This is a genomic window from Microbacterium sp. LS_15 (assembly GCF_041954735.1).
Lineage (GTDB): Bacteria > Actinomycetota > Actinomycetes > Actinomycetales > Microbacteriaceae > Microbacterium.
Genome location: NZ_JAVAYD010000019.1, coordinates 25254 through 38986, shown reverse-complemented (window position 1 = coordinate 38986; position 13733 = coordinate 25254). Strand labels below are relative to the sequence as shown.

Genomic DNA, 13733 nt, shown 5'->3' with positions numbered 1-13733 from the left:
TCGCCGTCAGCTGGACGACCCCGTCTACCCCGGGTTCGCCGGTCGAGAGCTACACGCTCGAGATCTCGCCCGCCCCGCCCTCGGGCGTCGCGCAGAAGCAGGTCACCGGCAACTCGCTCACCTGGGAAGGCCTCGAGAACGGCGGGAACTACCAGGTGCGGGTGCAGGCGCACAACAAGGCGCCGGATCCGTCGAGTTGGAGCAACTGGTCAGCGTCCGAGGTTCCGGCCGGACCGCCGCTGAAGCCCGCAGCGCCCACGACGACGCAGCTCGCGTCGGTCGGCACCGAGGCGCAGATGCAGGTCAACTGGGCCGCGCCGAACTCGAACGGCGATGCCATCGCCAGCTACCAGCTCGAGGTGCGCAACGGCGGCACGGTCGTGAACACGCTCACCCCCGGTGCGGGAGCGACCTCGCAGGCCGTCAAGGTCCCGACGTCCGAGACGCCGTACACCTACCGCATCCGCGCGCAGAACAAGGCGGGCTGGGGCGAGTGGTCCGAGCTGTCGGCGCCCCGCCGCGGCGTCAACGCGCCGGGCGCGCCGACGAGCCTGAGCGGCCAGGCGGCCGACCGATCGATCATCAACATCTCGTACAACGAGGGCGCCCGCAACGGTGCCAAGTCGAGCGAGCTCACCTACCAGTACACGTTCAACGGCGGCGGGAGCTGGCAGGCGCTGAACGGCAACTCGATCGGCGGCCTGACGAACGGCCAGACCTACAACCTGCAGATCCGCGCGGTCTCGACCGTCGACGGCACCTCGTATGCCGGTGCGGCATCGAACGTGGCGAAGGTGATCCCGTTCGGGCAGCCCAAGGCGCCCGTGGCGAAGGCGGAGAATCTCGGCCAGTCGGTGCGGCTGTCGTGGGACGCGAGGAACTCCGACAACGGGCGGTCGATCGATCAGGTGCAGATCAGCATCGACGGCGGCGGCTGGCAGAACGTGGCGGCGAATGGGTCGCAGACCGTCGGCAACGGCTACGAGGAGACGCACAGCATCAAGGTGCGCGCCCATGCCACAGAGGGCGGCTGGTCGCCGGAGGCATCCGACTCCGCGCGGACGAACAACCGCCCGGCCGAAGTCCTCAAGACCGGCAAGGGCGCGTCCGGCAACTGGCCGGGGGAGTGCACGCACTCCTCGTGCGCGTACGTCACCCTCACGGTGCAGAACTTCCGGAGCCCCGGCAACTACACGCTGCGGTGCGATGACGGCGGACAGTTCGGCAACTCGGCGCGGTACGTGCCCGAGAACGGCACGGTGCAGCTCGGATGCTTCTACGGAAACCCCGGCCGCTCCATCCGCGTCTACATCGTCGAGCTCAACCGGTACGCCGATGCCATCAACTGGTACTAGCGCGACCCGCCACCGCGTCGCGCCGCACGCCCCTTCACAGAACGAGGAACCGACACTCTCATGACCATGACCCCCGAACAGGCCGCCTGGTTCCAGGGCACCTTCCAGCGCCTCGTCGACAACGTCGACCGCGCCGTGCAGGGCAAGCGCGAGATCGTCAGCCTCGTGCTCGCGTCCATGCTCGCCGAGGGCCACGTGCTCCTCGAAGACGCACCGGGCACGGGCAAGACCAGCCTCGCGAAGGCGCTCGCCGCGACCGTGCAGGGCACGAGCACCCGCATCCAGTTCACGCCCGACCTGCTGCCGTCCGACGTCACCGGCGTCACGATCTACGACCAGCAGCAGCACCGGTTCGAATTCCACAAGGGCCCGATCTTCGCGTCGATCGTGCTCGCCGACGAGATCAACCGCGCCTCGCCGAAGACGCAGTCCGCCCTTCTCGAGGTCATGGAGGAGTCGCGGGTCACGGTCGACGGCGTCACGCACGAGACCGGCCGTCCGTTCCTCGTGATCGCGACGCAGAACCCCATCGAGCAGGCGGGGACCTACAAGCTCCCCGAGGCGCAGCTCGACCGGTTCCTCATCAAGACGTCGATCGGGTACCCCGACATCGCGGTGACCGAGAGCATCCTCGCCGGTGCCTCCGACCGCAACCCGTCCGCCGGCCTCTCGGCGATCATCACGACGAGCGCCGTCGCCGACATGGCCGACCTCGGCGCCTCGGTGCACGTGGAGCCCGCCGTGCTGCGGTACGTGGCGGAGATCGCCGAGGCGACCCGTGAGGACTCTGCGATCCGACTCGGCGTCTCGGTGCGAGGCGCGATCGCCATGATCCGCATCGCGAAGGTGTGGGCCGCATCGCAGGGTCGGCACTTCGTGCTCCCCGACGACATCAAGGCGCTCGCCCGCCCCGTGTGGCAGCACCGCCTGCTGCTGGATGCCGAGGCGGAGTTCGCCGGAACCTCCAGCGACACGGTCATCGCGCGCGTCCTGGACGCCGTCGCAGCACCGCAGGCCCGAGCGGCGGCCTGATGACGACGGAGGCCCTCCCGGCTGCGACCGCGCCGATCGACCGCGACGCCGGCTGGCGCGACGTCGCGGCGGTCATCGGCGCGCGCATCCTGAGCCGCCTCCGCCTCGTGACGAGCGCGATCCGGCCGCTGGCGTGGGTGATGATGGCGCTCGCCGTCGGCTTCTGGATCCTCGGTCAGATCGCGGGGTGGGCGGAGTTCACCGTCGCCGCCGTCGTGATCGCCCTCACCGTCGGGCTGTGCGCGCTGTTCCTCATCGGCCGCACCGCCTACGACGTCTCGCTCGATCTCGCGCGCACCCGCGTGGTCGTCGGTGAGCGCGCGGTCGGCGCCCTCACCCTCGCGAACCGCGGCGCCAGGGCGATCCTGCCCTCCCGCGTCGTGCTGCCGGTCGGCTCGGGGCGCGGCGAATTCGGCATCCAGCGTCTCGCTCCGGGCGAGGAGGCGGAGGAGCTGTTCGCGATCCCCACGCAGAAGCGCGCAGTCGTGAAGGTCGGCCCCGTCAGCGTCGTGCGCGGCGATCCGCTCGGGCTGTTCGAGCGCGCGCACCGTCGCGACGAGCCCGTCGACCTGTACGTGCACCCCCGCACGGTGCTGTTCGACGGCCAGTCGCTCGGCTACCTCCGCGACCTCGAGGGCCTGCCGGCCGCCGACCTCTCGCGCGACGACGTCTCGTTCCATGCCCTGCTCGAGTATCAGCCGGGCGACGATCTGCGCCACGTGCACTGGCGCTCGACCGCGCGCACCGGCACGATGATGGTCCGCCAGTACGAGGAGACCCGCCGCTCGCACTTCGTGATCGGCCTCTCGCGCTCGGCCGGCGACTACGCCACCGACGACGACTTCGAGCTGGCGATCTCGGCGGCCGGCTCCATCGGGCTCCGCGCCATCCGCGACTCGCAGCGCGTCGACGTGCGCGTGCAGGGACGCGAGCTCGCCGCCGGCACGGGCAAGCAGCTGCTCGACTCGCTCTCGGGCGTCGAGTACTCCAAGCCCCGTGACGGCGGCATCGACCAGCTCGCCGGCGTCGTGTCGCGCACCATGCCCCTCGCGAGCGTCGTGGTGCTCGTGTGCGGTTCGCGGGTCGACACCGATGGCCTGCGCGTCGCGTGCGCCCGCCTGCCCTTCGGTGCGAAGGTGCTCGCGGTCGTCGCCGATCGCAGCGTGACCGCCCCCGCCCTCCGTCGCATCGGCGAGGCCGACGTCGTCACGATCGGCGCTCTCGAACAGGTGCCCCTCGCACTGCAGAAGGTGCTCGCATGACCGCCGTGTCGACCGCTCTCGCGAAGGACTTCGCCGGGATGCCGGTGCGTCGCTGGATCCTCGATCTCAGCGCCTCCGCGCTGCTCATCGCGGTGTCGATCGTGGGTTTCTGGCCCACGTTCGCCGGACCGTCGTACCTCCCGGCCGCGATCGGCGCCCTGTTCCTCGGACTCGCCATCGCCGCCGTCGCGACGTGGCGGCGCTGGGGCATCCTGATCGTCGCCGGCCTCACGGTCGCCGTCTACTTCGTGCTCGGCGGCGCGCTCGCACTGCCGCACACGGCGATCCTCGGCGTCATCCCGTCGCTGGAGACCCTGGAGAAGCTCGCGGTCGGCACCGTCACGGCCTGGAAGCAGCTCCTCACCACGGTGGCCCCCGTGTCGGGCACCGACGGGCACTTCCTCGTGCCGTTCCTGCTGACCCTCGTCATCACGGTGCTGACGGCATCGCTCGCGCTGCGTCTGCCGCAGGTCGCGTGGGCACTGCTGCCCGCGGGCGTCATGCTCATGCTGGTGATCGCGCTCGGCACGCCCGAGCCCGCCTTCCCCGTGCTCCAGGGCCTCGTGTTCGCGGTGCTCGCCACCGCGTGGCTCGCGCTCCGCCAGCTGTGGGCGCCGCACAACGCCGCCGTCTCGGTGAGCGAGGTCGATCCCTCGCGGGCCGCGCACATGCGGCTGCGTCGGCTGCTCGCGGGTGTGGCCGTGCTCGCGGTCGCCGGCGGCGCGGGCATCGCGACGAGTGCGATCGCCGCCCCGGTGCAGCCGCGGCACGTGTTCCGTGACGTGATCATCCCGCCCTTCAACATCCGCGACTATCCGAGCCCGCTGCAGGCGTTCCGCAAGAACGTGCGCGACGAGGCCGGCGACACGCTCTTCACCGTGAACGGTCTGCCCAAGGGCGCCCGCATGCGCATCGCGGTCATGGACCAGTACGACGGCATGGTCTACAACGTCACCGACGGCGGTGCCGACTCGTCGAGCGCGTTCACACCGATCCGCGCGAACATGTCGCCGGATGCCGAGGGCATCCCCGTGACGCTGCAGGTCGAGATCGACGAGTACCGCGGGGTGTGGGTGCCCGACGCCGGACAGGTGTCGCAGATCGACTTCTCGGGCGGGCGTGCCGACGAGCTGCGCCGCTCGACCTACTACAACACGGCGACGGGCACGGCTGTGGCGACGTCGAAGCTCGCGGAGGGCGACAGCTACACGGTCGACACCGTGATCCCGAACGAGTTCGATGACACGCAGCTCGCCGACGTCGGCTTCGGCACCGTGCCGCTGCCGAAGCAGAGCAACGTGCCGGAGGAGCTGACCTCGCTCGCCGCGGAGACGGTGTCGGGTGCCGAGTCGCCCATCGAGCAGGTGCGGGCGCTCGAGACGTTCCTCGCCGACGGCGGCTTCTTCAGTCACGGCCTCGAGGGCGAGGTGCTGTCGCGGGCCGGCCACACCGCCGAGCGCATCACCACGCTCATCGGCGGCGACCAGATGATCGGCGACGACGAGCAGTACTCGGTCGCGATGGCGCTGCTGGCTCGCGAGGTCGGCATCCCCGCCCGCGTCGTCATGGGCTTCTACCCCGACGAGGAGCAGGCCGGGGACGCCGTGTTCGAGGCGACCGGCGACAACGTGCACGCGTGGGTCGAGGTGAACTTCGAGGGGCTCGGGTGGCTCACGTTCAACCCGACGCCGCCCGAGGACAAGGTCCCCAACGACCAGAACACCAAGCCGAAGGTCGACCCGAAGCCGCAGGTGCTGCAGCCGCCGCCCCCGCCGCAGGAGCCGGTCGACCTGCCCCCGACGCTGCCCGACGACCGCAAGGGCGACGACGAGACGCTCAACATCCTCGGCATCATCGGCACGATCCTCGTGATCGGCGGCATCTCGCTGTCGATCCTCGCGCTGCTCGCCTCTCCGTTCATCGTGATCGGCGCGTGGAAGGCGGCGAAGCGCCGCTCGCGGCGCGCTGCCGCCCGGACCTCCGACCGCATCAGCGGCGGCTGGGACGAGCTCACCGACCGCGCCGTCGACTACGGCGCGCGCCTCGCACCGGGAGGGACCCGGTCGGAGGAGGCCGCGGCTGTCGTCGCGACCCTCGCCGTGCCGCGCGTCACCGATCTCGCGCAGCGGGCGGATGCCGAGGTGTTCGGACCGACCGATCCGACACCCGAAGACGTCGACGCCTTCTGGAGCGAGGTCGACACGATCGTCGGAGGGCTCGGCGCCGAAGCCGGCTTCTGGAAGCGGACCAAGGCGCGCCTGAGCCTTCGTTCGCTGCTGGGCGGCTCCGCGATCTCGAACGGTCTGCAGGGTCTCCGCGATGCCGCCACCGCGCGGGTGCGACGCGAACCTGGCACTATCGAGAGCAGCACCACGACACCGTCCGCACCCGAGAGCGAGACCCCATGACGCAGCCCGCGTTCGCGCAGATCGCGCCGATCAACCGCCGCGCGATCGGCTACCTCATCGACGCGGCCATCGCCGCCGGAATCGCCGTGGTGCTCTACGGTGCGCTGATCGCTGCGATCAGCCTGTCGGGCGGAGTCGAGGCGGGGCTCACGACCCTCCTGATCGGCGGCCCGATCGTCTCGCTCCTGTTGCTCGGCTGGTTCGTCGTCTACACGCTGATGCAGGCGGGCAAGGGCTCGATCGGGATGCGAGCGCAGGGACTGCGTCTCGTCTCCGCGGTCGACGGCTCTCCGCTCGGGTTCGGTCGGGCGCTGCTGCGCAACGTCATCTTCGGTCTCGCCGCCGGCATCGTCGTCGGATACTTCACTCCTCTGTTCGACGGATCCGGACGCTTCCAGGGCTGGCACGACAAGGTCGCGAACGCTCTCGTGCTCGACGCCCGGCTGTCGCCGGCCCCCGTCTCGGCACCGAGCGGCCCCGACGTCACGGTCGCCGCCGGCGCGGCGTACGGTTCCGCCGGCGGTGCACCGGTTCCGCCGGCGATCCCGGGGCTCCCCGCCGCGCCCGCCTCGGGCGGCTTCACGCCTCCGACCGTCCCCGCACCGCCCGCACCCGAGCCCGCTCCGGTGTCGGCTCCCGCAGCGAGCGCCTTCACGGTGCCGGCGGACACACCGCCCGCCGCTCCGGCGACGGCTGCCCCGGCGCCCGCAGCCGCGTACGACCCGGCTGCCCCGGCGCCCGCAGCCGCGTACGACCCGGCAGCCGCATACGACCCGGCTGCCACGCCTCCGCGGCCGCCGGCACCGTTCGAGAGCCCCGCACCGTCGGGGAGCCCCGCGCCGGTCGAGAACCCGTCGGCGGACGAGGGATCACTGATCGCGTTCGTGCCCGGTGTCACACAGCCCGGTCCTCCGTCCAGGGTGGAGCCGCCGGCGGCCGCGCAGGAGCCTGCGTCGGACCTCGATCCGGGACTCGACGAGACGATCGTGCAGCGGCCGAGCACGCCTCCCGCTCCCGCCACACCTCCTGCTCCCGCCACACCTCCTGCTTCCGCGACGCCTCCCGTCGCCGCGACGCCTCCGGTCCCCGCGACGCCTCCCGCCCCCGTGACGCCTCCCGTTCCCGCGATGCCGCCCGCACCGGAGGTGCCGACGGCTCAGCCCGCGACTCCCGAGCCCGTTCCCGCGACGCCCGCGCCCGCGCTCGCCCCGACCACGACGCCCGCGTTCGATGCGGAGTACGACGAGGAGGCCGAGCTCGAGCAGACCCGCATCAGCGTCCCCGGCCACCGCCTCATCTTCACGTGGGACGACGGCACCAGGGTCCCCGTCTCCCGCCGCACGATCTTTGGCCGCAATCCCGCCCCCGAGGACGGCGCGGTGCTCGTTCCGGTGCGCGATGAGACGCTCTCGCTGTCGAAGACGCACTTCGAGGCGGCATCCGAAGCGTCCGGCGGCTGGGTGCTCGACCGGCACTCCACGAACGGCATGACGATCGTGCGCGACGGACAGCGCTTCGCGTGCCCCGCAGGACAGCGCGTTCCCGTGCGCCTCGGCGACGCGATCGAGATCGGCGACCGCATCGTCACCGTCGGCGGCTACGCATGAGGCCCGGGCTGGTCGTCCACACGGGCTCCGCGACCCATGCCGGACTGCGTCGCGCACTGAACGAGGACTCGTACCTCGCGAGCTCTCCGGTCTTCGTCGTCGCAGACGGCATGGGCGGGCACGAGGCAGGCGAGCGCGCCAGCGCCACGGTCATCGAGGAGTTCGCGCTGTTCATCGGCCGGACCTCGCTCGCGCTCGACGACGTCCGCTTCGCGCTGGAGCGGGCCCGCGAGGGCGTCGAGCACCTGTCCACCTCGGGCAACGGCCGCGCGGGCACGACGCTGAGCGGTGTCGTGATCGCGTCGGTCGACGGCATGGGGTACTGGCTCGCGGTGAACATCGGCGACTCGCGCACCTACCGCTTCGCGGATGCCGAGCTCGAGCAGATCACGGTCGACCACTCCGTCGTGCAGGAACTCATCGACGCGGGCGAACTCACCCCCGAGGACGCGTCGACCGATCGGCGGCGCAACATCATCACTCGCGCGATCGGCGCCAGCAGCACGGGGGATGCCGACTACTGGCTGTTCCCCGCAGAGCTCGGCGACCGCATCATCGTGTGCTCCGACGGACTCACCTCGGAGCTGCCCGACCGGCGGATCCGCGAGATCCTGTCGACCACGGCCGATCCGCAGGAGGCTGCGGAGGCCCTGGTCGCCGAGGCGCTCCAGGCCGGCGGGCGCGACAACATCACGGTCGTCATCGCAGATGCGGTCTCGGTGGCCTCGCGCCCCGGCACGCTGCTCGAGACCGACATCGACATGGACACTCGCCCACGCGAGTCAGCAGAAGGGGTTCGCTGATGCAGACGATCTACCGACCGGGTCAGTGGTATCTGATCGTCGTTCCCGGAGCGCTCGTCGCACTCCCGCCAGACGTGTCGAGCCAGGTCGTCGCGCGGCTGTGGGACCGGCTGCCCGCAGAGAAGACCCTCTCCTGCGTGGTGGACGTTCTCACCTCGGGCGAGGGCGGCTCGTTCTCGACGCTGCCGCCGTTCGCCGCCGCAGTCGCGGAGGGCAAGGACGTGCGCATCGCGCTGCGCGGCGGCGTGGTGGCGCGCGTCAGCAGCGGCGCCGACGAGGCCCAGGAGTTCACCGGGGCGGAGGTGACCACCTGGAGCGAGCGCTTCGTCGGCGGCGCCACCCGCATCGAGATCACCGTGGAGGAGACAGCTGTCGCGTCGGGCCTTCCCGTGCAGAGCGGTGTCGTCCGCGCGGCGGCCGTCAGCGCCGAGCTCGAGGCCTCCGACGCCGAGCCGATCACGGCGGTGCTGGGCCCGGTGCCCCTGATCGAGTCGGCGCCCGAGGGAGCATCGGCGGCCGTGCTCGGTGCCGTCCCCGCTCCGCCGCTGGCGTTCTTCGGCGCGGGCACCGCTGCCGCCGTCGCACAGGTCGCGGACGCGGCATCCGCCGAGCCGGAGTCCGAGCCGGAGCCCACCGTCGAGCCGGAGTCTGCCGTCGAGCCCGAGCCCACCGCCGAGTCGGAGCCCACCGTCGAGCCCGAGCCGGAGCCGGAGCCCGAACCCGAGCCGGAGCCCGAACCGGAGCCGGAGCCCGAGCCCGAGCCCGAGCCCGAGCCCGAGCCGGAGCCGGTCGACGACGCGGTCGACGGCAACACCCTGGTCCCCAGTGAGGTCCTCGGGTCGCCGTCGAGCGAGATCGACGACACGGTCGTGCCCTCGGACACCGCCGACGACACGATCGCGCCGAGCGAGATCGACGACTTCGAGCAGCTGTTCGCCCCCACGGTGCACACGGCGCCCGTGCCGGTGGCTGCGGCGCCTCAGCCGCCGATCCCGCCCCTCGTCGAGGGCGATCACGACGGCGCGACGATCTCGGCCGCCGAGATGCGTGCGCTCCGCCAGCAGGCGCCCTCCGGCGACGACGCGCCCACCCAGGTCATCCCGGTGGCGGCATCCGCATCGGGACGCATCCGCGTCTCCACCGGACAGGTCGTCGAGCTCGACCGCACCGTGATCATCGGCCGCCGCCCACGCTCGCAGCGTGCGAGCGGCGAGAACCTCCCGCACCTCGTCGCCGTCGAGAGCCCGCAGCAGGACATCTCGCGCAGCCACCTCGAGGTCCGCCCCGACGCCGACACCGTGGTGGTCATCGACCTGCACACGACCAACGGCTCGACGCTGCTGCGCCCCGGCTCCGACCCTGTTCGTCTGCACCCCGGGGAGCAGACGCTCGTCCTGTCCGGAGATGTCGTCGATCTGGGAGACGGAGTGACCGTCGCGTTCGAGGATCTTCCGTGAGTCGTCGACCTTCACCGCCCCCGCAGCTGCCGGGGTTCACCTACGTCGAGCCCCTCGGGACCGGCGGCTTCGCCGACGTGTTCCTGTACGAGCAGCAGATGCCGCGGCGTCGCGTCGCGGTGAAGGTCCTTCTCGCCGATCGGCTGTCGAGCAACGCCGCGCAGGAGTTCGCCGATGAGGCGAATGTCATGGCCATGCTCTCGACCCATCCCGCGATCGTCACGATCTACCAGGCGGGGGTGGCGGGCGACGGGCGTCCGTACCTCGTCATGGAGTACTGCCCGCGGCCGAACCTGCAGGTGCGCACGCGCAAGGAGCAGTTCTCGGTCGCGGAGGCGCTGCGCGTCGGCGTCCAGGTCGCGGGAGCCGTCGAGACGGCCCACCGCGCGGGGGTCCTGCACCGCGACATCAAGCCGGCGAACATCCTCGTCACCGAGTACAACCGCCCGGCCCTGACTGACTTCGGCATCGCATCGACCACGGGCGCCACGAGCGAGGCATCCGGGATGTCCGTCCCGTGGTCGCCTCCGGAGTCCTTCGCGGAGCCGCCGCGCAGCGGCCCGCGCACCGACGTGTGGGCTCTCGGCGCGACGCTGTACACGCTGTTGGCCGGGCGTTCGCCGTTCGAGCGTGCCGGTCAGCGCAACTCCAGTGCGGATCTCATCGAGCGCATCGAGCGGGCCGCGCTTCCGCCCCTCGGCCGCCCGGATTCGCCGGAGAGCCTGCAGCGGGTGCTCGAGCGGGCCATGGCGAAGAACCCCGACGACCGCTTCCCGAGCGCGGTCGCCTTCGCGCGGGCGCTGCAGAAGGTGCAGATCGAGTTGTCGCACTCGGTCACGCCGATCGACATCGTCGACGACCACCCGCCGGCGGAGGAGCTCGACGACGACGGCGACGGCCTGACCAGGGTCCGCGAGATCGTCAGCATCGATCCAGAGGTCGCGGCTTTCACGCGCCCCTCGGCGACGACCCAGCGCAAGGGACCAGCCGTGCCGGTTCCCGATGTGCCGCGCTTCGACTCGCCTCCGCCCGCGTCGGTCGAGCAGACCCAGATCCGCGTTCCGCCCGCGCCCGCCTCCGCTCCGAATACGGGAGCCGACGACGACCGCACGATCGCTCGCGGTCCGAAGGTCGTGGCGCCGGATGCCGCGGCATCCGTCCCGCAGCCCGCGCCGACGTTCGCCCCTGGCGTGCCGGCGCCCGCCGAGCAGGCGGAACGCCCGCGGAGCCGGCGAGGTCTCTGGATCGCGCTCTCCGCCGTGGCCGCCGTCGTGGTCGTCGGGGGCATCGTGCTCCTGAACCTCCTGGTCGCCGGTGTCGAGACGACCCCCGAGGCGACGGACACGCCGAGCCCGCAGGACGTCCTGTCGGACGTCGTCCCGAAGGTCGGCGACCTCGAGGGCGTCAGGACGGGCGATCAGGTCTCGTTCACGTGGACCAACGCGGATCCTCTCGAGGGCGACTCCTACATCTGGAACGTCGTCAAGGTGTCGGGGGAAGTGGATCCGCAGCAGACCGATCAGACGAGCGCGCAGTTCGCCGCCGAGCCCGGGGCCGTCTGCATCGACGTGATGCTGCGTCGCGACGACGGCCGTGCCTCGGAACCGGTGCGAGGGTGCGTGGAATGAGCGATCCGATCAGGGGGGAAGAGGGATCGATGGACATCACAGTCGAATTCGCGGGGGAGTACTTCACGCCGAGACCGGACGAGCCGTTCTACGTCGGGCGCCAGGGGGATCTGGAGCTGGACGACGACAACCTCTTCCTGCACCGGCACTTCCTCGAGATCTCGCTCATCGACGGCCTCTGGTGGCTGTCGAACATCGGGGCACGGCTGACGGCGACGGTGACCGACTCCACGGGCGGGGTCAACGCCTGGCTCGCACCGGGTGCGCGGCTGCCACTCGTCTTCGAGCGGACCACGGTGGTGTTCACCGCCGGTCCGACGACGTACGAGTTCACGATCCATTCCCAGGGCGCCGCCCTCCGCATCGACTCGAACGGCGGCGCGGACGGCGGGCAGTCGACGATCGGGCACGTGCCGCTGACCTCGCGCCAGAAGCTGCTCATCCTCGCGCTCGCCGAACCCGCGCTGCGGCGCGAGGGGGCCGGGATCAGCGAGATCCCCAGTTCGTCGGAGGCCGCCGCGCGGCTCGGATGGACCAGCACGCGCTTCAACCGCAAGCTCGACAACGTGTGCGAGAAGTTCGACCGCATCGGCGTGCAGGGCATGCGCGGAGGGCAGGGGCGCAACGCCGTCAACCGCAAGGCCCGCCTGGTCGAGTACGCCGTGTCGAGCCGCCTGGTGACGAAGGACGACCTGGCTCTGCTCGACGCCCCGCAGGGGGATGCGGAAGACGACGACGACGCGTAGCGCACGGCTGCGCGGCGCCGAGATCGGATAGTCCGCGCGATAGTGTGAACGCGCGTATTCATTGAAAGCAGGGGGTTCCATGTCGCCTCAGACGACAGCCGTCGCATCATCGCAACTGATACGCCTCTCGGTGCAGTGGGAGTCGGAGCGGATCGATGTCGGCGTGCCGGGCGGCGTGCCGGTCGCCGAGGTCCTCCCGTCGCTCACGCGCCGCCTCCGGATGCTCGACAGCCACTCCGCGTCCTCCGGCTTCCGTCTCGTCCACGCCGACGGCTCACCGCTCGACGGCGACCGCACCCTCGCCGCCCAGGGGGTGCAGGACGGCGACTTCCTCGTGCTGCAGCAGGGAGCATCCGCGACGCTCGCCAAGCGCTACGACGACCTGGTCGAGGCCGTCGCCGACGCGGTCGAGACGAACGCGCCGAAGTGGTCGACGCAGAGCTCCGTCACGACGGCGACGGTCGTGGCGGCCGTCCTCCTGCTCCTCGCGCTCGTCCCGGCGGTGTGGGCCTGGCTCGGCAGCGGGACGATCGTCACCGCAGCCGGCACCGGCGCGGCCGCGGTGGTGCTCCTCATCTGCGCCCTGGTGATGGCGCGAACGGGCGCGCCGTCGCAGGCGACCATGGCTCTCGCGCTGGTGTCGTCCGTGTACGCGGGTGTCGCCGGCTACACGCTCCTCCCCGGCGGTCCGGGGTGGGGAGTCCCCCTCGCCATCGGCGGCGCCGCGGCGCTGGCGTTCGGCGTGGTCTCCCTCCTCGCCCTGAAGTCGCTGCGCGAGTACGGTCTCATCCCGATCGCGGTCGGCGGAGCCCTCCTGGTGATCGGCGCGATCGTCGCCTGGGTCGACGCCCCCGTCGCGGGAACCCTCGCGGCCGCCATGGCGGTCGCCGGCATCGCCGGACTCGGCGCCCCCTGGGTCGCTCTCGCATCCGTGCCGCTCCGCGTGGTCTCCGCTCGTGAGGAGTCCGAGGTCTACGACGCCCCCTCGCACATCTCCCCGGAGGAGGTCGCGAAGCTGTACAGCCGGGCCCACCGGTACCAGGTGTCGCTGCGGATCTCGCTGTGCGTGATCGTGCTCGTCGCGACGGTGCCGGTCGTGGCATCCGGGTTCTGGGGTCTGCTGCTGTGCGCCGTGACCTTCCTCGGCATGTTCCTCGGAACGCGGCAGGTCTACTCCCGCTACGACATCGTGGCGGTCGCGGCCGGCGTCCTCTCCGGAGTCGCCCTGAGCGTCGTCACCGCCATCCTCACCCACCCCGACTGGATCGGCGGGCTGGTGATCGGCCTCGCCGTCGCCGCCGTCTGCATCATCGTCGTGGTGCTGCTGAACCCGCGCACACGCCTGGGGCTCACCCGCTTCGCCGACTTCGCCGAGTGGGCGACGATCGCGCTGCTGCTGCCGCTGGCCATCATCGCGGGCGGCTGGTTCTGATCC

At 71.5% G+C, this 13733-nt stretch carries 10 protein-coding genes; all 10 read left to right on the top strand.

Features of this window, described 5'->3' with window-relative positions; genetic code table 11:
* Positions 1-1355, top strand: a 1355-nt coding sequence (locus RAC69_RS15970; RefSeq protein ID WP_375087696.1) for a fibronectin type III domain-containing protein, incomplete at its 5' end; no start/stop codon positions are given.
* Between the two features lie 60 nt (positions 1356-1415).
* Entirely contained in the window at positions 1416-2387 is a 972-nt protein-coding gene (locus RAC69_RS15965; protein ID WP_341935667.1) for a MoxR family ATPase, read from the top strand.
* A complete protein-coding gene (locus RAC69_RS15960; RefSeq protein ID WP_375087695.1) occupies positions 2387-3649 on the top strand; it encodes a DUF58 domain-containing protein in 1263 nt (420 codons plus the stop codon). The genes RAC69_RS15965 and RAC69_RS15960 overlap by 1 nt, the downstream gene beginning before the upstream one ends.
* Positions 3646-6057 (top strand): transglutaminaseTgpA domain-containing protein, encoded by a 2412-nt coding sequence (locus tag RAC69_RS15955; RefSeq protein ID WP_375087694.1) that lies wholly within the window; start codon positions 3646-3648, stop codon positions 6055-6057. The genes RAC69_RS15960 and RAC69_RS15955 overlap by 4 nt, the downstream gene beginning before the upstream one ends.
* Positions 6054-7664 (top strand): RDD family protein, encoded by a 1611-nt coding sequence (locus RAC69_RS15950; RefSeq protein ID WP_375087693.1) that lies wholly within the window; start codon positions 6054-6056, stop codon positions 7662-7664. The genes RAC69_RS15955 and RAC69_RS15950 overlap by 4 nt, the downstream gene beginning before the upstream one ends.
* On the top strand, positions 7661-8467 hold the full coding sequence (locus RAC69_RS15945; RefSeq protein ID WP_375087692.1) for a PP2C family protein-serine/threonine phosphatase: 807 nt from the start codon (positions 7661-7663) through the stop codon (positions 8465-8467). The genes RAC69_RS15950 and RAC69_RS15945 overlap by 4 nt, the downstream gene beginning before the upstream one ends.
* Positions 8467-9924, top strand: coding sequence for an FHA domain-containing protein (locus RAC69_RS15940; protein ID WP_375087691.1), 1458 nt, complete (start codon positions 8467-8469; stop codon positions 9922-9924). The genes RAC69_RS15945 and RAC69_RS15940 overlap by 1 nt, the downstream gene beginning before the upstream one ends.
* Positions 9921-11552, top strand: coding sequence for a protein kinase (locus tag RAC69_RS15935; RefSeq protein ID WP_375087690.1), 1632 nt, complete (start codon positions 9921-9923; stop codon positions 11550-11552). Before RAC69_RS15940 ends, RAC69_RS15935 begins: the two co-directional genes overlap by 4 nt.
* A 29-nt stretch (positions 11553-11581) precedes the next feature.
* Positions 11582-12298, top strand: a complete 717-nt coding sequence (locus tag RAC69_RS15930; protein WP_341935660.1) for a hypothetical protein — start codon at positions 11582-11584, stop codon at positions 12296-12298.
* A 79-nt stretch (positions 12299-12377) separates the two neighbouring features.
* A complete protein-coding gene (eccD, locus tag RAC69_RS15925) occupies positions 12378-13730 on the top strand; it encodes a type VII secretion integral membrane protein EccD (RefSeq protein WP_375087689.1) in 1353 nt (450 codons plus the stop codon).
* Positions 13731-13733 lie beyond the last annotated feature (3 nt).